Source organism: Cupriavidus sp. Met-2, from assembly GCF_049843575.1.
GTDB classification, from domain to species: domain Bacteria; phylum Pseudomonadota; class Gammaproteobacteria; order Burkholderiales; family Burkholderiaceae; genus Cupriavidus; species Cupriavidus metallidurans.
Genome location: NZ_JBBHZL010000009.1, coordinates 12,783 through 35,822, shown reverse-complemented (window position 1 = coordinate 35,822; position 23,040 = coordinate 12,783). Strand labels below are relative to the sequence as shown.

Annotated in this window: 18 protein-coding genes; 12 read left to right on the top strand and 6 right to left on the bottom strand. The window is 63.5% G+C overall.

Annotated elements, in window-relative coordinates; all coding sequences use genetic code 11:
- The first annotated feature begins 38 nt into the window (after window positions 1–38).
- The 4 genes from WD006_RS18995 (at window position 39) to WD006_RS18980 (ending at window position 4,766) form a co-directional block, all read left to right on the top strand.
- Window positions 39–992, top strand: coding sequence for a LysR family transcriptional regulator (locus WD006_RS18995; RefSeq protein WP_029308879.1), 954 nt, complete (start codon window positions 39–41; stop codon window positions 990–992).
- A gap of 301 nt (window positions 993–1,293) precedes the next feature.
- Window positions 1,294–2,319, top strand: coding sequence for a VirK/YbjX family protein (locus tag WD006_RS18990; protein ID WP_029308880.1), 1,026 nt, complete (start codon window positions 1,294–1,296; stop codon window positions 2,317–2,319).
- A 110-nt stretch (window positions 2,320–2,429) separates the two neighbouring features.
- Window positions 2,430–3,179: a GntR family transcriptional regulator gene (locus WD006_RS18985; RefSeq protein ID WP_011518410.1), complete on the top strand. Its 750-nt coding sequence runs from the start codon at window positions 2,430–2,432 to the stop codon at window positions 3,177–3,179.
- Window positions 3,180–3,224: 45 nt separating this feature from the next.
- Window positions 3,225–4,766 carry an acetolactate synthase large subunit gene (locus tag WD006_RS18980; RefSeq protein ID WP_029308881.1) on the top strand — a complete coding sequence of 514 codons (1,542 nt, stop codon included), beginning with the start codon at window positions 3,225–3,227 and terminating at the stop codon, window positions 4,764–4,766.
- 66 nt (window positions 4,767–4,832) lie between these two features.
- Here the strand turns inward: WD006_RS18980 and WD006_RS18975 are convergent, their stop codons facing one another.
- Genes WD006_RS18975 through WD006_RS18965 form a run of 3 tightly spaced genes read right to left on the bottom strand, consistent with a single transcriptional unit; the run spans window position 4,833 to window position 8,277 of the window.
- A complete protein-coding gene (locus WD006_RS18975; RefSeq protein WP_011518412.1) occupies window positions 4,833–5,693 on the bottom strand; it encodes an FAS1-like dehydratase domain-containing protein in 861 nt (286 codons plus the stop codon).
- A 26-nt stretch (window positions 5,694–5,719) separates the two neighbouring features.
- Entirely contained in the window at window positions 5,720–7,099 is a 1,380-nt protein-coding gene (locus WD006_RS18970; RefSeq protein WP_011518413.1) for an MmgE/PrpD family protein, read from the bottom strand.
- Between the two features lie 8 nt (window positions 7,100–7,107).
- Window positions 7,108–8,277 (bottom strand): acyl-CoA dehydrogenase family protein, encoded by a 1,170-nt coding sequence (locus tag WD006_RS18965; protein WP_011518414.1) that lies wholly within the window; start codon window positions 8,275–8,277, stop codon window positions 7,108–7,110.
- A 282-nt stretch (window positions 8,278–8,559) separates the two neighbouring features.
- Here WD006_RS18965 and WD006_RS18960 point away from each other — a divergent pair, with 282 nt between their 5' ends.
- Window positions 8,560–9,585: a tripartite tricarboxylate transporter substrate-binding protein gene (locus tag WD006_RS18960; protein ID WP_104669932.1), complete on the top strand. Its 1,026-nt coding sequence runs from the start codon at window positions 8,560–8,562 to the stop codon at window positions 9,583–9,585.
- Window positions 9,586–9,607: 22 nt separating this feature from the next.
- Here the strand turns inward: WD006_RS18960 and WD006_RS18955 are convergent, their stop codons facing one another.
- A complete protein-coding gene (locus WD006_RS18955; protein WP_011518416.1) occupies window positions 9,608–10,510 on the bottom strand; it encodes a LysR substrate-binding domain-containing protein in 903 nt (300 codons plus the stop codon).
- A 136-nt stretch (window positions 10,511–10,646) separates the two neighbouring features.
- Here WD006_RS18955 and WD006_RS18950 point away from each other — a divergent pair, with 136 nt between their 5' ends.
- The 4 genes from WD006_RS18950 (at window position 10,647) to WD006_RS18935 (ending at window position 17,297) form a co-directional block, all read left to right on the top strand.
- A complete protein-coding gene (locus WD006_RS18950) occupies window positions 10,647–11,561 on the top strand; it encodes an SDR family NAD(P)-dependent oxidoreductase (protein WP_029308883.1) in 915 nt (304 codons plus the stop codon).
- Window positions 11,562–12,430: 869 nt separating this feature from the next.
- A complete protein-coding gene (locus tag WD006_RS18945) occupies window positions 12,431–14,353 on the top strand; it encodes a PrkA family serine protein kinase (RefSeq protein ID WP_008647020.1) in 1,923 nt (640 codons plus the stop codon).
- Between the two features lie 96 nt (window positions 14,354–14,449).
- Window positions 14,450–15,721, top strand: a complete 1,272-nt coding sequence (locus WD006_RS18940) for a YeaH/YhbH family protein (protein ID WP_011518419.1) — start codon at window positions 14,450–14,452, stop codon at window positions 15,719–15,721.
- 37 nt (window positions 15,722–15,758) lie between these two features.
- A complete protein-coding gene (locus tag WD006_RS18935) occupies window positions 15,759–17,297 on the top strand; it encodes a SpoVR family protein (RefSeq protein WP_011518420.1) in 1,539 nt (512 codons plus the stop codon).
- 21 nt (window positions 17,298–17,318) lie between these two features.
- On the opposite strand, the gene WD006_RS18930 is transcribed toward WD006_RS18935, so the two are convergent.
- Together WD006_RS18930 and WD006_RS18925 are read right to left on the bottom strand one after the other, a co-directional pair.
- Window positions 17,319–18,497 carry a helix-turn-helix transcriptional regulator gene (locus WD006_RS18930; protein ID WP_011518421.1) on the bottom strand — a complete coding sequence of 393 codons (1,179 nt, stop codon included), beginning with the start codon at window positions 18,495–18,497 and terminating at the stop codon, window positions 17,319–17,321.
- 374 nt (window positions 18,498–18,871) lie between these two features.
- Entirely contained in the window at window positions 18,872–21,187 is a 2,316-nt protein-coding gene (locus WD006_RS18925; protein ID WP_029308884.1) for a mechanosensitive ion channel family protein, read from the bottom strand.
- A 282-nt stretch (window positions 21,188–21,469) separates the two neighbouring features.
- Here WD006_RS18925 and WD006_RS18920 point away from each other — a divergent pair, with 282 nt between their 5' ends.
- The 3 genes from WD006_RS18920 (at window position 21,470) to WD006_RS18910 (ending at window position 23,013) form a co-directional block, all read left to right on the top strand.
- Entirely contained in the window at window positions 21,470–21,790 is a 321-nt protein-coding gene (locus WD006_RS18920) for a hypothetical protein (protein ID WP_011518423.1), read from the top strand.
- A gap of 275 nt (window positions 21,791–22,065) precedes the next feature.
- Window positions 22,066–22,347 carry a DUF7696 family protein gene (locus WD006_RS18915; RefSeq protein ID WP_051723276.1) on the top strand — a complete coding sequence of 94 codons (282 nt, stop codon included), beginning with the start codon at window positions 22,066–22,068 and terminating at the stop codon, window positions 22,345–22,347.
- A gap of 39 nt (window positions 22,348–22,386) precedes the next feature.
- Complete coding sequence (locus WD006_RS18910; RefSeq protein ID WP_011518426.1) at window positions 22,387–23,013, top strand: LysE family translocator; 627 nt, start codon at window positions 22,387–22,389, stop codon at window positions 23,011–23,013.
- Window positions 23,014–23,040 lie beyond the last annotated feature (27 nt).

The window sequence follows — 23,040 nt, the reverse complement described above, 5'->3', positions numbered from 1 at the left end:
GGTTATGTACACTTGTCCTGTTACATGGAGTAATAAATATGCACAGGCACTTCGACGACGTCCTGCTCGGCAGCATCGAGCTGTTTTGCCTCGCGGCCGAAGCCGGTAGCTTCACCGCCGCTGCCAACACCGCCGGGGTCACGCCGGCGGCCGTAAGCCGCTCGATCTCACGGCTGGAGAAGCGCCTGGGCGTGCGCCTCTTTGTGCGGTCCACGCGCAGCATCCGGCTGACCGAGGGCGGCAGGAGCTACTTCGAGCAATGCCGTGGCGCGCTCAACCAGTTGATCGAGGCCGAGCGCAAGGTCACGGGCGAGCAGGTCCAGCCTTCGGGCACCCTGCGTATCAGCGCGCCGACGACCTACGGGCACTACCGGCTGCTGCCCTTGCTGCCCGCCTTGCGCGAGCGGTTTCCTCTCCTCAGGTTCGAGGTCCAGATCGGCAACCGCAATATCGATTTCCACGAGGAGAACTTCGATGTGGCGATCCGGTTCCGCGCGCAGCCGGATTCGACGATGGTCTCGCGCCATCTGGAGGATGCGGAACTGGTGGTGGTGGCAAGCCCTGGGTATCTGAAGCGGGCCGGACGGCCGCAGGCCCTGGAGGATTTGCAGCAGCACGAGTGCATTCAGTTCGATCTGCCCAGCAGTGGCCGGCCGATCGCGTGGCTGTTTATGGATGGCGGCCGTGAACGGGAGGTGCTGGCCACGGAAAGCCATTATCTGTGCGCCGAGGACGTGCTTGCCGGCGTCACCCTGGCCAGGTCTGGTGCCGGTCTGTTCCAAACCTACCGATTTATCGTCGAACGGGACTTGGCCGACGGCACGCTGGTCGAGGTCCTGCAGCCATTTGCTGGCCGGTCACGGCCAGTCAGTCTGATGTACCCGCACGGGCGCCTGCTGCCGTCGAGGGTCCGGGTGTTCGTGGATTTTCTGATGGAGCAGGCCGCGGCCCTGGCAAGCGCGCGGGGGGCGGGGGAGCCTGCCCGGGGCTAGCGAATGAGCGAATGGCCGGGCGGCGGCTGTTGCGCAAGTGGCCGTGAAAAAAGGCGTCGGCCGAACCTTGTCACCCTCCTTTCTTAGGGAAATCGTCTCTATCTTGTAACGGCGTCAACCGATAATATTTCAAGGCGTTACGAAATATTACGAGATCAGGCCTGCGTTCCCCACATCACATTTTAATGAGACGGGCCGGCTCGCAAGCCTCAGCGCGCGTATCGCATGGGGCCAGGGTTGAATCCGCGCGCGCCAAGCCCGAGCCAGGGCGGTGTGTGCCATACAAGGGGAGCAGTCAGTCGTGCATGAACCAGTGTCGTACTTGCAGGGGCTCGTCCACGCCCGTGCGGGGGGGCTTGTTGACCTTTATCCGGCGTACTACCTGCGATATCTCGCTTCCGTAGCGTCGATATCCGCTTTCTGTTATCCGGCGGGCAGCCGCAAGTGGTTGACGCGGCGTGCCAAGCTGATTGCGCTGTCGGCCGTGCGGGCCGGTTCGGCGCGGTCGTGGCTGCGCGCCGCAGCTTCCTCGCCGCTGCTGCAGCGGGTGGTGGTGGCGCGGCCGTTGATGCTGGAGAAGCCATTCCGGCCGCTTGGCGCGCTGGGTCTGGGCTTTGGTGACCGGGCGAGGTTGGTGGTGGACCACTACGTGCTGGCCGAATCCGCACTGCCCGTTTGCGTCTGCGATCGAATCTATCTGTCCGGCGGACTCCGGTGGATGTCCGAGGATGGGCGCTACGAGCTTCGCCTGGCCGATTCCGGCCCGAATCCCAAGGAAGGCGAGCTGGCTTTCTACTGGACCGATATCGAGACCGGGGTTTGCCTGACGCAGCTGAGCTTCTATCTCAGGCGTGGCGACCACGGCCCGGAAATCTATGTCGGCGGCCTGCAGGGGCCGATGGGCGAGCAGAGCCGTGAATGGATTCGCCTTGCCACCAAGGCCAGCGAAGGCCTGCGGCCCAAGGATGTCGTGATGGAGGCGTTGCTGGCGTTCGCCGCACACGTTGGCGCCCGGCGTGTGGTGGGGGTGTCCCGCGCCAATCACGTTAGCAGGCAGCGCAACACGCCGCGTGAAATCCTGGCTGACTACGAAGGCTTCTGGGCGGAGTACCACGGCGCGTCGCTTGCGGATGGCAACGTCGATGTGCCGATCTGCCAGCCACAACGCGATATTGCGGAGATTCCTTCCAAGAAGCGGTCGGCCTGGCGCCGCAAGCAGGCATTTGCCGAAGCGGTGCGCGCGACGGTGGCGGACTGGCTCCGTGCCGACGCGGTCCCCGCCGGCAACGATCCCCAACTTCCTGTTGCCGCAGCCGTCGCTGCCTGATCGCGTATTGAAAAGCGTGGTCGTGGTAAACCCTAGTAGTCTAGCTAGCTAGACTTTTAATAGAGTCCGATATTGACTTGGCGCGCCGGCTGAATGCCGGCGCGTTTCGTATGCCGGACGCCAACGACCTCCTCTCTCGCAGCCGCGAACCCGTCTATCTACAGCTGGCCACGATCTTTCGACGACAGATCGAAAGCGGCGCGTGGCGGCCGGGTGAACAGATTCCTTCCCTCGAAGCGCTCTGCCGTCAGTACGGCGTGGCGCGCATGACCATGCACAACGCCCTTTCCCGTCTGGACGAGGAAGGGCTGGTCGAGCGCTCGCGCGGCCGGGGGACGTTCGTCAAGGCGGGCGGCCGTGAATGCCGGCGAATGGCGTTGCCGATCAACTGGAACCAGGCCGTGGCCGTCGGCGACAAGCTGTCCACGGAGGCCATCGTCGAATCCACCGCCGATGTGCCGCTGCCTGATGACCTGGGCATGCCCTGCGACGGCCGTCGCGCCGATGCCTACCATTTCCTGCACCGCGCTCATCGCACCGATGGAAGACCGTTTGCCGTGGGCGAGGTCTATATCGCAGCCGATGTCTTCGCGCGCGACCCCGAGGCTTTCCGCCACGGCGCGTCGGTGCCGGTGCTCGACCGATTTCCCGGCCTCAAGGTCAATGCCGCGCGGCAGCGGCTATCGATCGTTCCGGCCGGTGCCGAATCCGCCAGCGCGCTCGAACTGGCCGTGGGCGCCCCCGTGGCTGAACTGCGGCGTTTTGCCTGCGTCGACGACGTGATCGTCTATTACGCACGGATCGAGTTCCCGACCGAGTATGTCTGCCTGGATTTCGATCTGCTCGCCCCCCATTCCTGACAACACCCACCAAATACGGAACCTGCAATGGAGACTCAAGACACGATGAACGGCGCGGAAAGCCTGGTGAAGACGCTGCTGGCTTGCGGCGTCGATACCTGCTTTGCCAACCCCGGCACCAGCGAAATGCATTTCGTGGCGGCGCTGGACCGGATTCCCGGCATGAAATGCGTGCTGGGCTTGTTCGAAGGCGTGGTCACTGGCGCGGCCGATGGCTACGCGCGCATGGCCGACAAGCCGGCCGCCACGCTGCTCCACTGCGGCCCGGGACTGGCCAACGGCCTGGCCAACCTGCACAACGCGCGCCGCGCGCAGACACCGATCATCAACATCATCGGTGATCAGGCCACCTATCATCGTCCGCTCGACGCGCCGCTGACCGCGGATACCGAAGGTTGGGCGCGCCCCGTTTCGGTCTGGACGCGTACCGCTACCCATGCGGCGTCGGTTGGTGCCGATGCCGCCGCGGCGGTGCAGGCCGCGACTTCCGCGCCGGGTGGCGTGGCAAGCCTGATCTTGCCATCGGATGTTTGCTGGGATGCGGGTGGCAAGGTGGCCGCGCCGCTGCCGGCGCTGGCCGTGCCGAAGGTGTCGCCCGATGCCGTGCAGAACGCCGCGCGCGTGCTGCGCAGCGGCCAGCCCACGCTGATCGTGCTGGCGGGCAACGCCTTGCGCGCTGGCGCCCTGGCCGATGCGCACCGGATTGCCGCCGCCACCGATGCGCGGCTGATCACGCCGATGTCGAATTCGCGCGTGACGCGTGGACGCGGCCATCTGGCCGTCGACCGTATTCCGTACTCCGGTGACGTGGCACGCCAGAAGCTGGCGGGTATCCGCAATGTGATCCTGGTCGGCGCGGCCGCACCGGTGACGTTCTTCGCCTATCCGGGCAAGTCGCCGCGTCCGTACCCCGAGGATGCCGTCATCCACGTGCTGGCCCGGCCCGAAGAAGATCTGGGCGAGGCATTGGCCCGCCTGTCGGACGAATTGGGTGCGCGTAATGCTCCGCTGCCGGCCTCGGCCCACATCACGGCGGAGCCGGCAAAGGGTGCGGTGACATCCGAGGCGGTGGCGCAGACGCTGACCGCGCTGTTGCCCGATCAGGCCGTAGTGGTGGAAGAGAGTGTGAGCTTCGGCCGCGCGTTCTATCCCGGCACGGTCCATGCCGCGCCACACGACTGGCTGCAACTGACCGGCGGCGCGATTGGCGCTGGCCTGCCGCTTGCCACGGGCGCTGCAATCGCGGCACCGGACCGCCGCGTGGTGGCGTTGCAGGCCGATGGATCGGGCATGTACACGCTGCAGTCGCTGTGGACCATGGCGCGTGAAAAGCTTGATGTGACCATCGTGCTGCTGGCCAATCGCAAGTACGCGATCCTGCTGGGCGAGCTGGCGGGTGTGGGTGCCAATCCCGGCAAGACCGCGCTGGATATGCTCGACCTCGGCAACCCGGATCTGGACTGGGTCAAGATGGCCAACGGTATGGGCGTGGAAGCTGCGCGTGCGGAGAACATGGAGACGTTCGCCGACCTGTTCCGCATGGCCAACCAGCGCAAGGGCCCGTTCCTGATCGAGCTGGTGATCTGAGGGGAATTCCTCGCAGATTGACGGCGCCCCTCTCCCGCTTGGCGGGAGAGGGGAGCGAACCTTCCGTCAACCTTCCACTTCCGCCCAGCCCGCCATTGCCTGGCCGCCGGCATCGTCGCCGGTCCACAGAATCACCTTCCCGGGGGTCTCCGCATCGTCCATGCCACCGACGGTGACCGTATCCAGATGGAACAGCGGCGCAAGCCCGCGGAAGCCGAAGCGCTTCACGCGCGCGTCGGGGCGCTCGTGCCGCAGCAGTTCAAGCATCAGCATCGCCTGCATCGGTCCATGCACGATCAGGCCCGGGTAGCCCTCCACGTCGCGCACGTAGTCGAGATCGTAGTGAATGCGGTGGCCGTTGAACGTGAGCGCCGAATAGCGGAACAGCAGCACCGGATCGGCCTTGAGTGACCGGCCGAACTGCGCGGTGTGCGCCAGTCGCGGACGCGGCGGTTGCGGCTGGCCGCGCTCGGGCATGGCGCGATAGACGATGTCATGACGCTCGTTCAGCGCGGTTTCGCCGTTGACGCTGAGCTCGTGATCGACGGTCACGAACCAGAGTTCGCCGGTGCGGCCAGACTTGTGCTGGACATCGGTGATGGTCGATGTCTTCGTCACGGTTTCGCCCACGCGCAGGCCGCGTTTGAACGTCACTTCGCTACCGGCCCACATGCGGCGCGGCAACGGTACCGGCGGGAGGAAGCCGCCAAGCGCGGGATGTCCGTCCACGCCGATTTCGTGCTGCGGCGCGCGCGGCAGGAAATAGAGCCAGTGCCACAGCGGTGGCAGCGGCTGGCTGACGAGCGCGTCACCATCCAGGTCGAAGGTGGCCGCCAGCCCTTGCACCGGTTCCGCGGCGAGCGTTTCGGTGCGGGATTCGGTGCGGCCGATCCACTCGCGCAGTTGTTCGAGGGTAGGGGTGGTCATGTCGATCTCGCAGGCTCTCGTGGTAATCAGCGGGCGGCGGGCAGCCAGTCGTTGACGTTGGCTTCGCGGTCGAGCTGCCAGACGCGCGCGATGATCGCGCGCATCTCGGCTTCGGTCGCGCCGTGGCGGAACGCGCCAAGCTGGATGGCCTTTGCCTCGAGTTCGGGACGCGACAGCGTGTTGTCGGGGTCACCCTTGGGCACGTCGACACGCGCCTGGAGCGTACGGCCGTCGGTGGTGCGCACCGTCACGCGGCCGATCCACTGGCGCGGATAGGCCGCGTTGATCTCCTCGTCGAGCTCCATCGTAACTTTGTCGCGGAACGCCGAGACCTGCGCATCCTTCAACGAATGCTGCTCGAACTCGCCCAGGCCCGCATGGGCGTGCACGGCGACCAGGCCGAGCACCGTGCCCATCGAGAACTTGGCCTGATGGATCGTTGCCGGGTTGACCACCGGGCCAAGCACGTCGATTGCGCCCTGATGGACGTGCGCCGTGACGGCGGCGATCTGGTCGGCTTGCAGTCCTTCGCGCAGCATCAGCGCCTTCAGCGCGTCCGCGGCCGGATGCGTGTGGCGGCACGACGCGAAGAACTTGAACGAGGTTTCCGCCGTGGCCCAGCGCGTGCCGAGGCCATCGGTCAGCGCCGCCGGATTGGCGTCGCTGGACATCCCCGCTGCCATGCCCTGCGCGCCTTCCAGGATCTGGCGCGCGCCGGTGAAACCCGCGCGTGCCAGCCAGGCAGACTGCAGGCCATCGGCGGCGGCCTTGGCCGTGTGCAGTTGCTTCGAATCCGCGGCGTCGCGCAGGAATTCCCACAGGCCGGCGGCCTGCGTGCCGGCGGAACCCAGTGCCTGGTTGATACCTTCGGCATCGAGTCCGTACAGCTTGGCGACTGCCGCAGCAGCGGCCAGCGTGCCGACGGTGCCGGTGGTGTGGAACACGCGGTAGTGCGAGCGGCCCATGAACTCGCCGATGCGGATGCCTGCTTCGTAGCCGGCGATCGAGGCTAGCAGCACTTCCGCGCCAGTTTTGCCTTCCGCCTGCGCGGCGGCAACAACGGCCGGGAACACGACTGCGGCGGGGTGAAGCACCGAGCCGTTGTGGACGTCATCCTGCTCGACCACGTGTGACGAGGCGCCGTTGATCAGCGCAGCGAAATAGGGCGATGTGCGACGGCGGTCGACGAAGACCTCGGCCTGGCCTGTGGCCGGGCCCATCGCGGCGGCGAACTCCTGGATGCGCCGCACGGCGGGCGCGTCCTTGCCGGCGATGGCTGATGCGATCCAGTCGAGGAACAGATCCTTGGTGCGCTCGACGACGGGCGACGGCACATCGGCGAGCGTGAACCGCGCGAGAAACTCGCAGAGCTGGCGGGTCGGATAGCGGGTATCGATGTCGGACATGGCAGGTATCAGAACGAGCGGGGCAGTTCGAGAACGTGTTCGGCGACGAACGACAGGATCAGGTTGGTCGAGATCGGCGCCACCTGGTACAGGCGCGTTTCACGGAACTTGCGTTCGATGTCGTACTCGGCGGCAAAGCCGAATCCACCGTGCGTCTGCAGGCAGACGTTGGCCGCTTCCCATGAAGCATCGGCGGCCAGCAGCTTCGCCATGTTGGCTTCCTTGCCGCAGGGCTTGCCTGCGTCGAACAGCTGGGCGGCCTTGTAACGCATCAGACTGGCGGCTTCCACATTGACGAACGAACGCGCGATCGGGAACTGCACGCCCTGGTTCTGGCCGATCGGGCGATCGAACACGATCCGCTCGCGGGCGTAGCTGCTGGCGCGTTCGACGAACCAGTAGCCATCGCCGATGCACTCGGCGGCAATCAGGATACGTTCGGCATTCAGGCCGTCGAGGATGTACTTGAGTCCCTTGCCTTCCTCGCCAATCAGGTTTTCGGCCGGGATTTCGAGGTTATCGAAGAACAGCTCATTGGTTTCGTGGTTGACCATGTTGCGGATCGGCTGGACCGTCAGGCCGTTGCCAATCGCTTCGCGCAAGTCGACGACGAACACCGACAGACCTTCGGACTTCTTCTTCACCTGGTCCAGCGGCGTGGTGCGTGCCAGCAGCAGCATCAGGTCGGAATGCTGGACGCGCGAGATCCAGACCTTCTGGCCGTTGATCACGTACTTGTCGCCGCGCCGCACTGCCGTGGTCTTGAGCTTGGTGGTATCGGTACCGGTGGTCGGTTCGGTCACGGCCATCGACTGCATGCGCAACTCGCCCGAAGCGATGCCGGGCAGCCAGCGCTGCTTCTGCGCCTCTGAGCCGTGGCGCAGCAGGCAGCCCATCACGTACATCTGACCGTGGCACGCCCCCGAGTTGCCGCCGTTGCGGTTGATCTCTTCCATGATCACGGAGGCTGCGGTCAGCGGCAGGCCGGAGCCACCGTATGCCTCGGGAATCAGCGCGGACAGCCAGCCGGCGTGGGTCAGCGCCTGGACGAACTCCTCCGGAAATGCGCTGTGTTCCTCGATGCGTTGCCAATAGGCCGAATCGAATTGCTTGCAGAGGTCACGTACGGCCTCGCGGATTTCCGGGTAAATCAGGTCTTGGTCCTGTGCAGCATGCATGGCAATGTCCGTCAGTATCGAGTAGGCGCATTATTCCCGACCGGTCGGAGCAGTGACATTCGCATTTGCGGAAGCGCGACTTCGGTTCCGGCTTAGGGATGTCCCAGGGGTGTGACGGGGGGCGCGGACTGGCGTGGATGCGGGTTATCCCGCGACTTTTTCATGCCCTCGCCCCCCCTTCGGCAAAGCCGAATTGTGCCGCCGGGTCAGTGGATTCACGCTGCGCGCTACTCGAATCCCAGAAACCAGACGCGTATGACGCGCGCATTCAGGAGACAGCGTATGACCACATTCCCGCAGTTGCCAGCCATCGGTACCAGCAAGTGGCGAGGCATGACGTGGGCGGCACTCGCGCTAGCAGCCGTGGCGGTGGCTGTTCCCGGCCAGGGCCGAGCGAATGATGCCTACCCCTCCAAGCCCATCGTGATGGTCGTGCCATTCGCGGCGGGTGGCCCGACGGACGTCGTGGCGCGCTCGGTGGCGGCGGCGATGTCCAAGACGCTGGGCCAGAGCGTGGTGGTGGAGAACCGTCTGGGTGCCGGCGGCACGGTGTCCGCTGCGTACGTGGCCAAGGCCGCGCCGGACGGCTACACGATCCTGATTCACCATAACGGCATGGCCACCGCGCCGGCGCTCTACTCGAAGCTGCCGTACAAGCCGCTGACCGACTTCAGCTTCGTGGGCCAGGTGGCGGATGTGCCGATGACGCTGCTGGGACGCCACGATCTGCCGCCCAACAACCTGCCCGAGCTGGTGACCTACATCCAGAAGAACCAGAACAAGGTGAACCTGGCCAACGCGGGGCTGGGCGCGGTGTCGCAGTTGTGCGGGATGCTGTTCCAGAAGGCGATCGGCGTGGATGTGCAGACGATCCCATACCAGGGCACCGCGCCGGCGATGACTGCGCTGCTGGGTGGTCAGGTGGATGTGCTGTGCGACCAGACCACGCAGACGCTTACCCATATCAAGGCTGATAAGGTCAAGCTGTACGGCGTGACCACGGCTGAGCGCATTCCCGCGCTACCGAACGCGCCGACGCTGCGCGAAGGCGGCCTGAAGGGCTTCGAAGTCAAGGTCTGGCACGGGATCTACGCGCCCAAGGGCACGCCGCCTGCCGTGATCAACAAGCTCAACGGCGCGTTGCGCGCGGCGCTGAAGGACCCGGCCGTTGCGGCGCGTATGCAGGATCTGGGCGCGGTGATCGTGCCCGAGGACAAGCAGACGCCGGAAGGGCTGCGCACGTGGCTGGCCTCGGAGATCGACAAGTGGTCGCCGATTATCAAGGCGGCTGGCGTGAAGGCGGACTAAGGCGGATTGAGGGGGGAAACACCTACACCGGCTCCCGGGCCGCATCCACCAGATACTGAATCAGCGTTTCCGCGAACTGGGGCAGTTCCCGTCCCGGCCGGCGCACGAGTTGCAACTCGCGTCGCGCCCAGTCGTCTTCCAGCCGGATGAAACGCAGTACCTTGCGGCTGGCGTAGCGCCGCGCGCAACTGTTCGGCACGATGGCGATGCCGGCGCCGGCTTCCACCATGCGGCACACCGCGTCGAAGCTGCCCACCTGGATGCGCAGGCTGATCCGTTTGCCCATACCGCTGGCGATGCGGTCCAGGAAGGACTGGATCGCCGACGACTGATTCAGCCCCACAAAGCGGCAACTATCGAGCAGTTCGGCGAACCGCAGTGTCTTGAAGGCGGGCAGCGGATGGTTGACAGGGGCGATCACGATCAGTTCGTCGCTGCAAAGCTGCATTGTGTCCAGGTCGGCGGTGGCGACTTCTCCCGCCACGATGCCAAGGTCCGCCGCCCCCGTGCCGATGGCCGAGACGATGTCGGCCGAAAGGTGTTCCTCCAGCTCGATGTCGACGTCCGGGTTCTCCGACAGGAAGCGCGACAGCGCGTGGGCCAGGAACGAGTTGGTGGCCGTGGTGTTGGCCAGGAGGCGCACGCGGCCCTTGACGCCCTTGGCATAGGGGCGCAGGTCCGAGTGCAGGCATTCGAGCTCCCGGAACACCTCGCGCGCGTGGCGCAGCAGGGCGTCGCCAGCCGGAGTGAGGCGCACGCCTTTCACCTGGCGGATCAGCAACTGGGTCTGGAACGCCTCTTCAAGCTGCTTGATGCGGGCGCTGGCCGCGGGCAGCGAGAGAAAGCTGCGCTCGGCCGCGCGTGTGATGTTCTCTGTTTCTCCCACGTTCAGAAACAGCCGCAGGTCGGTCAGGTCGTAGTGCATGGCTTCGGCGGGCACGAAGCCCACTTTTGTGATTCATGAATTCCAAAGTTTCGGCCGCCAATTTATCGTATCCAGCTCTGCAATAAAACGGGCAGGCTTCCCTGTCCGTGCAGACAGCAAGCCAATGGAGGATACGATGAGCGGAATGATGGAAGGCAAGGTAGTGGTGGTAACGGGCGCCGGTGGCGGTATCGGACGAGGCATTGCCCTGGGCATGGCGGCGGCTGGCGCTCGTGTGGTGGTCAATGACCTGGGCGTGTCGATGAGCGGCGAAGGCGGCGATGCCGGCCCCGCGCAGCGCGTGGTCGAGGAAATCCGCGCGGCCGGCGGCCAGGCCGTGGCCAATACCGATTCCGTTTCGACCTGGGCTGGCGGCAACGCCATCGTGCAATGCGCGCTCGACACCTTCGGTCGCATCGACGCCGTGGTCAACAACGCCGGCAACCTGCGCGATCGCATGTTCTTCAAGATGAACGAGGAAGAATGGCGCTCGGTGATCGACGTGCACCTGCACGGCACCTTCTTCGTCAGCCGTGCGGCAGCCAACTATTTCAAGGATCAGGAGAGCGGCGCCTACGTCAACATGACGTCGACGTCGGGGCTGATCGGCAACCTGGGTCAGGCTAACTACTCCGCGGCCAAGCTGGGCATCGCCGCGCTGTCCAAATCGATCGCGCTGGACATGGCCCGTTTCAATGTGCGCTCGAACTGCATCGCGCCGTTCGCCTGGAGCCGCATGACCAGCTCGATCCCGGCCGAGACGCCTGCGGAGAAGGAGCGCGTGGCCCGTCTGCAGAAGATGGAAGCCGGCAAGATCGCTCCGGTGGCCGTGTTCCTGGCCAGCGACGCGGCCAAGGACGTGAATGCCCAGATCTTCGCGGTGCGTGCCAACGAGATCATGCTGATGAGCCAGTCGCGCCCGGTGCGCTCGGTCCATATCGGCGAAGGCTGGACGCCGGAAACCGTCGCGGAGATCGCCATGCCCGCAATGCGTGGCAGCTTCTTCAAGCTCGACCGCTCGCCCGACGTCATCAACTGGGACCCGATCTGACCGAGTCCCGAGGCCGGCCTGGATCGAATTCAGGCTGATCCAGAGGCCGGCCCGCCTTCCGTTTTCCGTTGATGCTGCATTGCAGCGCGACGCGTCCATACATGCGTGCCCGATGTGGCACGCATTCTGCTCACTCCTTTATCGTTAGTACCGGCGTCAGGGCGCGCGCACTTGGGAAGTGCGTGACGATTGCTGCTGGTGATAGCGAAAACACTGAACAGGTGCATACGCGCGATACGTCGATATGTCGACACGACTCTTGCCGGCGCCGGTTAGCACTCGTCATTCGAAAGTGCTAATGCGGAAAACGTTGAACGAAAGACGCGACGGTATGTCGCAGCGATAGTCGTCAACGCGTTGTGAGGCGGCGATGATCGTGACCCTGCTGGCCGCGTGGACATGATCTTGCTGTGCGCGCAATCATTGCTCGCGATGTGTCTGACGCGCGCGATGGGCGCGTTGCGCGAAGGCGTGTGAAGGCGTTGTTGTGTCGATGCCGAACGCGTTGCGCAACGGTATTTGTCGTAACGATATTGGGTGGGCGAGTTACACACCGCGTCGTGCACATAGTGCGGGAAAGGTGTAAGGTGTGTCACAAGCATGGTCAATGGCCCGTCGCTGCGGAATAGGACGACGAGGTGTCCGGTAATAGTGAGCATGACGATGACGTGCAACGCCATCACCGGACAGACGATATCTATCGTCAACTCACGGTCCACGTTCGCCGTTATTTGACTATGATGAAGTAAAGATTTCGCAACATGGCAGCTCCGCCATGCCGGGGTGGTGGAAGGCAAGATTGCCGCGAAGTCTTTCGGGGGGAGCAGCACTGCCTTCGCCTCGGAGTGTTTCTCAGACGGGAGTGAGGTATGGACATTTTTGGCCACTACGCCACACGCTTCGAAGCACGCAAGGAAGAGGAATACAGCATCCAGGAGTACCTGGAGATCTGCAAGAAGGATCCTACTGCCTACGCGACCGCTGCCGAGCGAATGCTCTCCGCAATCGGACAGCCCGAGCTGGTGGACACCCACCACGATCCGCGCCTGTCCCGGCTTTTCTTCAACAAGGTCATACGGGTCTACCCGGCGTTCCGCGACTTCTATGGCATGGAGGACACGATCGAACAGATCGTCTCGTTCTTCAAGCACGCAGCGCAGGGGCTGGAAGAGCGCAAGCAGATCCTGTATCTGCTCGGGCCACCCGGAGGCGGCAAGTCGTCTCTCGCCGAGAAACTCAAGGCGCTGATGGAAGAGATCCCCATCTACGCGCTCAAGGGCTCACCGATCCATGAATCGCCACTCGGGCTGTTTTCGGCCGATGAGGACGGCAAGATCATGGAGGAAGACTATGGCATTCCGGTCCGCTACCTGAATACCATTCCGTCGCCGTGGGCCGTCAAACGACTAAACGAATTCAATGGCGACATCACCAAGTTCCGGGTGGTGAAGCTGCGCCCGTCGGTGCTGGCGCAGATCGCGATTTCCAAGACCGAGCCGGGCGATGAAAACAACCAGGACATCTCGTCGCTGGTGGGCAAGGTCGATATCCGCAAGCTCGAGGATTTTCCGCAGGATGACCCGGATGCCTACTCGTATTCCGGTGGCCTTTGCCTGGCCAACCGCGGTCTGCTCGAGTTCGTGGAAATGTTCAAGGCGCCGATCAAGGTGCTGCACCCGTTGCTGACCGCCACGCAGGAAGGCAACTACAAGGGTACCGAGGGCTTCGGCGCGATTCCGTTCGATGGCGTCATCCTCGCGCACTCGAACGAAGCGGAATGGACCACCTTCAAGGCCGACAAGAACAACGAGGCCTTCCTGGACCGGATCTATATCGTCAAGGTGCCATACTGCCTGCGTGTCTCCGACGAGGTAAAGATCTACGACAAGCTGCTGCGCAGCAGTTCACTCTCGGCCGCGCCGTGCTCGCCGAACACGCTGAAGATGATGGCGCAGTTCGCGGTGCTCACGCGGATCAAGGAGCCGGAGAATTCGAACATCTTCTCGAAGATGCGCGTCTACGATGGCGAAAGCTTGAAGGACGTGGATCCAAAGGCCAAGTCGTACCAGGAGTATCGCGACTATGCCGGCATCGACGAAGGCATGAACGGGTTATCCACGCGTTTCGCGTTCAAGGTGCTTTCCAAGGTGTTCAACTTCGACAACACCGAAGTGGCTGCCAATCCGGTGCATCTGCTCTATGTGCTCGAACAGCAGATCGAGCGCGAGCAGTTCCCGCCGGAGCAGGAAGCCAAGTTGATGTCGTATATCAAGGAGTATCTGACCACGCCGTACGTGGAGTTCATCGGCAAGGAGATCCAGACCGCTTACCTGGAGTCGTATTCCGAGTACGGGCAGAACATCTTCGATCGCTACGTGGTGTTCGCCGATCTGTGGATACAGGACCAGGAGTATCGCGACCCCAATACCGGCGAGATCCTGGACCGCAACGCGCTGAACGACGAACTTGAGAAGGTGGAAAAACCGGCGGGTATCTCGAACCCGAAGGACTTCCGTAACGAGATCGTCAACTTCGTGCTGCGGGCGCGTGCCAACAATGGTGGCAAGAACCCAGTCTGGACCAGCTACGAAAAGCTGCGGATGGTGATCGAAAAGCGCATGTTCTCCACGACAGAGGATCTGCTGCCGGTGATCTCGTTCAATGCGAAATCGTCGCGGGAAGATCAGGACAAGCACGAAAACTTCATCAACCGCATGGTCGAGAAAGGATACACACCCAAGCAGGTTCGACTTTTGGTGGAGTGGTATCTGCGCGTCAGGAAGTCGTCGTAGTCCACCGGACGCGGTCCCCGGAGCCGCCGAGACACCTGGGCGGCTCCCGATCCTGACGCTCTGGTTTGGCGTCTCAACAAGACGGGCGAGCGGCTTATGGCTACGGTCATCGATCGGCGGGAGAACGGCGGCAACAAGAGCGCCGTCAATCAGCAACGCTTCATCAAACGCTACCGCGAGCAGATCAGGCAAGCGGTGGCGAAGGCGGTGTCCGGTCGGAAGATCATGGACATCGAGCAGAGCGGGCAGGTGTCCATTCCGGTCAAGGACATCTCCGAGCCGATTTTTCATCACGGCCAGGGTGGCCGGCGCGAGTGGATTCACCCGGGCAACAAGAAGTTCGTCAGGGGCGACAGCTTCGACCGCCAGCAACAGGGTGGCGGCGGCGGCGGGTCTCGCGCCAGCGATAGTGGCGAGGGCGAGGACGACTTCGTCTTCACGCTGTCGCGCGAGGATTTCCTGAACTTCTTCTTCGAGGACATGGCGCTGCCAGACCTGGCCAAGCGTCACCTCGCCAAGATCGCCGAAGTGCGCAAGGTGCGCGCTGGCTTCTCGATCGACGGCACGCCATCGAATCTCTCGATCCTGCGCACGATGCGCAGTTCGCTCGGGCGGCGCATTGCCTTGTCGAGCCCCTATCTCAAGCGCCTGCGCGAGCTCGAGCTCGAATACAACGACGAAGTCGAGAAGGATCCGTACTCCGAGAAGGCGGAGGCGCTGATGGAGAGGATGCGCCATCTGCGCGCCCAGGTGGATCGGGTGCCGTTCATCGAGAAGCTGGATCTGCGCTACAACAATCGCGTGCTCAAGAAGCGTCCGCAGGCGCAGGCGGTGATGTTCTGTCTGATGGACGTGTCGGGCTCGATGGATGAAAGCCGCAAGGATCTGGCCAAGCGCTTCTTCATGCTGCTCTACCTGTTCCTGAAGCGGAACTACGAGCGCATCGACGTGGTGTTCATCCGCCATCACACGGTGGCCAAGGAAGTCGACGAGGAGGACTTCTTCCATTCGCGCGAGTCCGGTGGTACCGTGGTCTCGAGCGCGCTCAAGCTGATGGTCGAGGTGATTCACGATCGGTATCCGCCGAGCCAATGGAACATCTACTGCGCCCAGGCGTCCGATGGTGACAACTGGGCCGGCGATTCGGAGCTTTGCGGGCGCCTGTTGCGCGAGTCGATCCTGCCGCTTGTGCAGTATTACGCCTACGTGGAGGTGGCTTCGGAAGAACCGCAGAATCTCTGGGAGGAGTACCTCACGGTGAAGGGCGAGTTCGAGCACTTCGCGATGCAGCGCATCATCGGTGCTGACGAGATCTATCCCGTGTTGCACGACCTCTTTCAGAAGCGGGCCGCGTGGCCCGGCAGGTAGCTGCCCGGTAACGTCGCCGGGAATACTGGGGAAGCCTATGGCCTATCTATCGACGGGCTCGGAGTGGACTTTCGAGCTCATCCAGCGCTACGACCGCGAGATCGCCCGCATTGCCGGAGATTTCGGCCTCGACACTTACCCGAACCAGATCGAAATCATCACCGCCGAGCAGATGCTGGATGCCTATGCATCGTCGGGTCTGCCGGTCGGCTACAACCATTGGTCGTACGGCAAGCACTTCCTGGCCTCGGAACGCGGATATCAGCGCGGGTACATGGGGCTGGCCTACGAAATCGTGATCAACTCCAATCCATGCATCGCGTACTTGATGGAGGAGAACACGATGCCGATGCAGGCGCTGACCATCGCGCACGCCTGCTATGGCCATAATTCGTTCTTCAAGGGCAACTACCTGTTCCGCACCTGGACCAACGCGGACGCCATCATTGACTACCTGCTGTTCGCCAAGAACTACGTGGCGGAATGCGAGCAGCGTTATGGCGAGCAGGAAGTGGAGTTGCTGCTGGATTCCTGCCACGCGCTGCAGAACTACGGCGTGGACCGCTACAAGCGGCCCAAAAAGCTGTCGATCACCGAGGAGCAGGCCCGTCAGGCCGAACGCGAGAGCTATCTGCAGATGCAGGTCAATGACTTGTGGCGCACGCTGCCCAAGCATAGGCCGCACGCGCTGCGGCAGGAAGAAGAGGCACTCGAGCTGGAAGCGATCTTCCCGCCGGAGCCGCAGGAGAACCTGCTTTACTTCATCGAGAAGAACGCGCCAAAGCTGCAGCCGTGGCAGCGTGAAATTGTGCGCATCGTGCGCAAGATCGCGCAGTATTTCTATCCTCAGCGCCAGACCAAGGTCATGAACGAAGGCTGGGCCACGTTCTGGCACTACACCATCATCCATCAGCTCTATGAGGAAAAGCTCGTCAATGACGCGTTCATGCTCGAGCTGTTGCAGGCGCATACCAACGTCATCTATCAGCCGCCGTACCACAGCCAGTATTACAGCGGCCTGAACCCGTACACCCTCGGTTTCCTGATGTTCCAGGATATTCGTCGGATGTGCGAGAACCCGACCGAGGAAGACCGGCGCTGGGCGCCCGAGATCGCGGGCAGCGACTGGCGCCAGACGCTTGACTTCGCCATGCGTAACTTCAAGGACGAGAGCTTCCTGCTGCAGTTCCTGTCGCCGCGCGTGATCCGCGAACTCAAGCTGTTCTCGGTGCTTGATGACGACCGCGAAGGGAAGTTGCGCGTGACGGCCATCCATGACGACGAAGGCTATCGCGAGATTCGCCATCTGCTGGCCAATCAGTACGATCTGTCGAACATGGAGCCGAACATCCAGGTGACGAATGTGGATATCGGTGGAGACCGCTCGCTCACGCTGCGTCACCTGCAGAACGACCGCAGGCCGCTGGCGCAGAATTTCGACGAGGTGGTGCGACACGTGACGCGGCTATGGGGCTTCACGGTGAGGCTCGAAGTGGCCTACGAGGATGGGCGGCGTGAACTCAAGTACGAGTGCAAGCCTGAACGCCGCCATCAACCCCAGCGTCGCGCTGCCTGAAAGACGAAAGCGCCCGGAGGCTTAGTGCCTCCGGCGCGTATCGCGGGGCCGGGCCGTCGAGGACACCCCTGCGCGTTCCAGATCCACACCCGGCAGCAGGTGCAGCAATCGCACCAGTTCCGACTGGCGATGCGTGCCGGTCTTGCGCAGCGTATCCCGAATATGCACCCGCACGGTGTGCGGCGAAAGGAACTCGCGTTCGGCGATCTCCGTAAGCGTTTCGCCCGCGGCCAGGCGAATGGCGATGATGCTTTCCTTGCGCGACAGACCGAACAACGAGGTCAGCACGCCCGCGTCGAGCACGGATCGGGACTCAGAGTTGCCCAGCAGCATCATCGCCATCGGCAGTTGCCATGGGCCTTCCACCGGTTGGCGCGATACCAGCGGCATGACGATGATGGGCACCGGTTGCCCGCCCGAGGTGATGTGCATCCACGAGCCAGCGACGGTGCCATTGCGCCCGCCATGCACCGCGGACTCAAGCAGCCCCGCCAGCACTGATTGCATCGATTCCGCGCGGGCGCGCAGCACGCCGTTGTCGAGGGCGAGATTGGTGTCGGCCTGGACCAGTGCTTCGGCCCAGCTATTGGCGTAGCGCACCCGCATGTCGGCTTGCAGAACCATGACGCCGAAGTCGAGTGTGTCGAGGCTGGCCAGGCCCAGCGATGCCAGGCCACTCAGTTCGAAGTTGCGGTGCTGCATGCGGGCTGCCCGCGCCCAGTGGGGCATGACCTGGGCCACGCGTTGCTGGCAATGCGCGAATGCGTCGCACGATGCCGGAGTGGCGCTCATCAGCACGCACACGTCGCTGGTGTCGAACAGTCGGATGCCTTGCGCGAGGCCGCTGCAGTCATAAATGGAGGTGGCTGCCGCTGCTTCTGGCTCGGCCAGCATGGCGGTGGCGCCATCGACGGACATCGTGGCACATGCCCGTGTCGCGCCTGTGGTTGTCAGGTGCGGGGGCAGGGCACGCATGTTGTCAGGCATGCTGCCTGCGCTCGTGAAGCAGCCGTGCGGGGTCACGCCGAGGCGCGCGCGCGCCGCGAGCTTGTCCCATATCAGGTAGCTTGGGCTGCCGGTGCCGGTGTAGCGGGAAAAGAGATCCAGGGCGGCAGGCATGGCCGCCACGTCCATGGCGGACTCATAGATGCAATCGACCAGACGATGGAATACGTCGTCGGTAGACGGGTGTTCGCCCATATTGATTTTCCCCCGGTGGCAAACGCCTGTTTCCTCAAGTCCGCTGCGTCGAGGCGCGGTCCTTTTATGTCTTTGTATGCAACTTCCGGCGATGACCCTGATGCATATCGCCGTACTGCCATTTCACCATGATCGTGCAAAACCGCGAGGCTGGAACATCCCGCCTTGGGAGGGGGGAGTCCCGCGCTGCGCCTGCGTTTCAGGGTGTCTGCACAAGGTGCACGAGTCTTCACGCAGGCATCATGGAAGCTCGCGAGATAGTAATGCCGTGACCACTGTATTTCAAAATTTTCCGGTCCAATGTATTGGAGCGCCATTGCATAAATGAGACACCCCTATGCGGGCGCGCCCCTATGCTCACAATGGCAGCGTCGTCAGGCCGGCTTGCCAGCTTTTCGGGTGACGAGATCGGCGCCTGCTCCAGCCGCGGCGGCTGTCGCGATCTCTTCTTCAGTGCCGCTGCCATCCACCTGCACCGTCACGAACGGTACGGCCAGTCGAATGCCATTGGCGTCGAAGTTGCGCTTGAGCCGGATGTTGAAGGCCCGCGTGATTTCGTACTGCGTGAGTGGCCGTGTCTTGAACTGGGCCAGCACGACCTGACCGGTGGGATCGAAACGGTCGAGCCCCAGGATGTCCAGACCGGACAGCAGGTTGCGGCTGTAGCGATGATCGCGCGCCACCTCGGCGCCGGTTTCGCGCACCAGCTCCAATGCTCGCTCGAAGTCGCTCTGATAGGCAATCGAGATGTTGAAGACGGCGAAGGCATAGCCGCGCGACAGGTTCTTGACCGCCTTGATCTGGCTGTATGGCAGCGTGTGCACGGCGCCCTTGCCGTCGCGCAGTCGCACGGTCCGGATCGTCATGGCCTCGACTACGCCAACATGGTCCGGCAACTCGATCGAATCGCCGATGGCGATCGTATCTTCGACGACGATGAACAAACCGGTGATCAAATCCTGCACCAGCGTTTGCGCACCGAAGCCGATGGCCAGCCCGACCACACCTGCGCCGGCGAGCAGCGGCGTGACGTTGACGCCAAGGTTGGCCAGCACCGCGATCATCGCTACCACGAGCACGCTCACGAATGACGCATTGCGCACGAGGGGCAGGATGGTCTTGGCACGCAGGCTGGGCTGCGCGGCGCGGCCGTGCGTGGGGGAAAGCGTCTGGGTGATGGCCGTGTCGATCAGCAGCCAGGCCAGCCATGCCAGCAGCACCACGCCGACCACGCCGAGCAGCGACTCGGTGATGTGACGGCCGGCGGCGGTCGATTGGGCAATTCGTATCAGCGAGGTCTGCCAGATACGCGCGTTGAGTTCCAGGAATGTGATCCAGATCACCACGCGGATCAGCGCCGCGCCAAAGCGGCCAAAGCGCTGCACGTACGCGGAGCGCCGCCGATCGCGCAGGCGCGGGGCGCGCACCGTTGCCTTGGGCGATCGGCCCACCACGAGCGTCAACAGCGTGGCGGTCACGAACAATGCCACCGTGATGACCGCGCGCCGCAGGAACTCGTCGGCATGGCCGGTGGCCATGATCGTGCCGATGACCGATGCCACGACTACGGCGAGCACGGGCAGATACCACGCATCACCCGCCAGGCGCAGCAGATCCATCATCGCGGGATATTCCTGCCGAATCGCAAACGGTCGGAACGAGATCAACTGGCCGATGGCGCGGCGGAATCGCACGGCAAACACGCCAATCAGGATCGCCGCGAGGATATTGGACAGCGTGCTGATCAACGCCGTCAGGTTGAGGCCAAGCGCGGCGATCACGCGCGGATCGCTGTTGACCTCTCCCAGCGCGGCCAGTGAGCCGGTGATGAACAGCAGGATCGGGGAATGGGTAATCAGGTCACGCACGGCGTGTGCGCGATGCGCGGACTGGAACAGCGTGAAGATGACCTGGCAGACCGCCGACATCACGGCGCCGGCCAAGATCGCGTAGGCCACCAGAACGGCGCCCACACTGGCCGGCGTGCGACCGAACACTTGATAGGCGAGCAGTACCGTCAGGCCGAATGCGACGATCCACGGTCCAATGCCACGCACGAAGTACAGGCTGACATCGATCCACGAAGGTATTTTCGGGAGTTGGTGGTCTCTGGGCCGCCGCAACCGATTCTGGCGCAATCGCCGAGCCAGTTCCCGCAACAGCCAGCCGGTAATGGCCCACCCGGCAAACACGGTGCCGAATTCGGTCCAGGAGACGATGGCCTTGCGGGTGTTCTTGATCGTCAGGGCATCGTGCAGTTCTTCGCGGGCGAACTCCATCCGCCACTTCCAGTAATGCATTGCGCCGCTATTTTTGTGCGGCGCGTTGTCCATTTCCTGGATGGCCTGCGCAACGGCGCCAATCAGGCCCGGGGAGGGTGCGCTGGCGCCAGCGGCCGATGCCGCCCCTGCCGCGCCCGCCGCCGATGCGTCGAGGCCAGTACGCACCGCCTGCAGTTGCTTCACCAAAGCCTGTCGTTCGCCGTCGTTCTGCAAGGTATTGATGACCTGATCGAGCGATTGCGCCAGAGGCGCGCTGGCGGGGGGTGCCGAAGCGGGTTGGGCGTTGGCCTTTTGGGTCATCGCGGCGAGCGACAGTCCGGCGCTCTGCGCGGCGCCGGCCAGGAACATCGCCATCAGGATGCCGACAAGCCAGGTGAAAACTGGAACGCGTAGTCGTGAACGCTGCATGGACGGTTGGGATGTGGCAGGGGGATTGCCGCGATAGGAGCACCTGTATGCGCGTCACTGTAGCGCATCGGCACGCGATGCACGTGTGCGAGTGGGGTGTCGGGCGCATCGCGTGGCGCCCGCTTTTTATTCAAAATATTTGATCAATTTGTCCGGAAACTGGCTGCATCCGTCTTGGCGTCGAATTCTATAGTTCTGCACATGGACGGCGCGACAAACAAGAAAGCGAGCGTTCGGCAGGATTCAAAACAGCTAAACAAATTCACATATTTGGAGAGAATCATGACCCGGACCATCGCCCTCAAGCTCGCTTCCTCCCTCGTGCTTTCGCTTGCAGCCCTTGGCGCGGCCCAGGCAGGCACGGTACCTGCCGACAAGTATGGCTATGAATTCCGCACCGGCGAGTCCGCGGGGACCCGGGTGCCGGCAGACAAGTATGGCTACGAATTCCGCACGCACGACACGTTCACCGATGGCGCCCGCGCTGGGAAGTTCGACGCATTCACCGATGGCGCCCGCAAGGTGGCAGGGCTGGATAAGGCCGGTGTGTCGGCAGAGCCGGCCCGGTCATTCGACCCGTACCTGGACGGCGCCCGCGCATGACCGGTGTCACGCGTTCCGAACAAGGCGTTACGTAACCCGTAACGCCTTTTTCGTTGGAACAGCGGCCAGACGGGGATCACGGGAGGGGCATCGACCGCCCGACTGAAGTAGGGTGGCGAAACCCGGAACGTCCATTTCGCGCGGCGTCCAGGCGGGGCGATTGAAACGCGGGTTCGCATCTACCCGGTCGGGCCGGAGATTGGCACGTGGTTTGCGGAAAGGAGAGCGCAGACGCGCTTCAAACACAGCGTCCCGACGTCAAACAGGAGATCGCCATGTTCCAGAACACCTTTGCTCAAGCCGATGCCGTGATCGTGCACGATGCCGCCATTGCCGAGGCCATCGACGCTGCCATGCTGCGCCGCCGCGACGAGTACGCGGGCCAGCCGATGGCATGGAAGGTGTTCTGCGAAGCGTCGCATGTCGCCACGCTCTGCGAGCCGCTTCGCATGGCGTTCATCAACCGCGTGGCCAGCGAGCGCGGCGCCGACATCGCCCTGCGCCTGAAGACCAAGGCCGAGGCGATCCGCGCGGCGGCAATTGCAGAGCTGGTCTGAACATCGTTACCATGACCGCTCCATCCTTCGGAGCCGTTCATGCCGCCCTTCGATACGCTGCTGCCGTTTCTCGGCATCGCAGTCCTGCTCAGCCTCGCGCCGGGACCTGACAATATTTTCGTGTTGTTGCTGTCAGCGATGCATGGCACGCGCGCCGGCCTGACCGTGGTGTTGGGGCTTTGCACGGGACTGCTGGTTCACACGGCGGTGGTGGCCGTGGGCCTGGCTGCGTTGCTGGCGGCATCGACGGTGGCGTTCACCGTGTTGAAGATCGCTGGCGCGCTGTATCTCGTCTATCTGGCGTGGCAGGCGTTCCGCGCTCCCGTGGGCGAGCTGTCGTCTTCCCAGATGCAGGTGAAGACCGGCAAGCACATGTACCTGCGCGGGGTGATCATGAACCTGACCAACCCCAAGGTCGTGATCTTCTTCCTGGCATTCCTGCCGCAGTTCGTCAGCCCGGATCGGGGCCCGGTGGCCCCTCAGATCATGGTGCTTGGCTTCGTGTTCATCCTTGCCACGCTGCTGGTATTCGGCTCGATCGCCTGGTTTTCGGGCGCGTTCGGCCGCGTGCTGATGCGCTCCGCGCGGATGCAACGCGCGGTGAACTGGTTCGCCGGAAGTGTGTTCCTGGCGCTCGCCGGCAGGCTGGCGCTGTCTCAGCGGTAAGGGATCGGCCCCGTCCGGGGCCGGTGT

Excerpts from the sequence above, each read along its gene's own strand:
- WD006_RS18910 (WP_011518426.1), top strand. The coding sequence starts at position 22,387 with ATGCCGCCCTTCGATACGCTGCTGCCGTTTCTCGGCATCGCAGTCCTG.
- WD006_RS18935 (WP_011518420.1), top strand. The coding sequence starts at position 15,759 with ATGGCCTATCTATCGACGGGCTCGGAGTGGACTTTCGAGCTCATCCAG.
- WD006_RS18930 (WP_011518421.1), bottom strand. The coding sequence starts at position 18,497 with ATGGGCGAACACCCGTCTACCGACGACGTATTCCATCGTCTGGTCGAT.
- WD006_RS18940 (WP_011518419.1), top strand. The coding sequence starts at position 14,450 with ATGGCTACGGTCATCGATCGGCGGGAGAACGGCGGCAACAAGAGCGCC.
- WD006_RS18945 (WP_008647020.1), top strand. The coding sequence starts at position 12,431 with ATGGACATTTTTGGCCACTACGCCACACGCTTCGAAGCACGCAAGGAA.
- WD006_RS18925 (WP_029308884.1), bottom strand. The coding sequence starts at position 21,187 with ATGCAGCGTTCACGACTACGCGTTCCAGTTTTCACCTGGCTTGTCGGC.
- WD006_RS18980 (WP_029308881.1), top strand. The coding sequence starts at position 3,225 with ATGAACGGCGCGGAAAGCCTGGTGAAGACGCTGCTGGCTTGCGGCGTC.
- WD006_RS18920 (WP_011518423.1), top strand. The coding sequence starts at position 21,470 with ATGACCCGGACCATCGCCCTCAAGCTCGCTTCCTCCCTCGTGCTTTCG.
- WD006_RS18975 (WP_011518412.1), bottom strand. The coding sequence starts at position 5,693 with ATGACCACCCCTACCCTCGAACAACTGCGCGAGTGGATCGGCCGCACC.
- WD006_RS18960 (WP_104669932.1), top strand. The coding sequence starts at position 8,560 with ATGACCACATTCCCGCAGTTGCCAGCCATCGGTACCAGCAAGTGGCGA.
- WD006_RS18950 (WP_029308883.1), top strand. The coding sequence starts at position 10,647 with ATGAGCGGAATGATGGAAGGCAAGGTAGTGGTGGTAACGGGCGCCGGT.
- WD006_RS18985 (WP_011518410.1), top strand. The coding sequence starts at position 2,430 with ATGCCGGACGCCAACGACCTCCTCTCTCGCAGCCGCGAACCCGTCTAT.
- WD006_RS18955 (WP_011518416.1), bottom strand. The coding sequence starts at position 10,510 with ATGCACTACGACCTGACCGACCTGCGGCTGTTTCTGAACGTGGGAGAA.
- WD006_RS18970 (WP_011518413.1), bottom strand. The coding sequence starts at position 7,099 with ATGTCCGACATCGATACCCGCTATCCGACCCGCCAGCTCTGCGAGTTT.
- WD006_RS18965 (WP_011518414.1), bottom strand. The coding sequence starts at position 8,277 with ATGCATGCTGCACAGGACCAAGACCTGATTTACCCGGAAATCCGCGAG.
- WD006_RS18915 (WP_051723276.1), top strand. The coding sequence starts at position 22,066 with ATGTTCCAGAACACCTTTGCTCAAGCCGATGCCGTGATCGTGCACGAT.
- WD006_RS18995 (WP_029308879.1), top strand. The coding sequence starts at position 39 with ATGCACAGGCACTTCGACGACGTCCTGCTCGGCAGCATCGAGCTGTTT.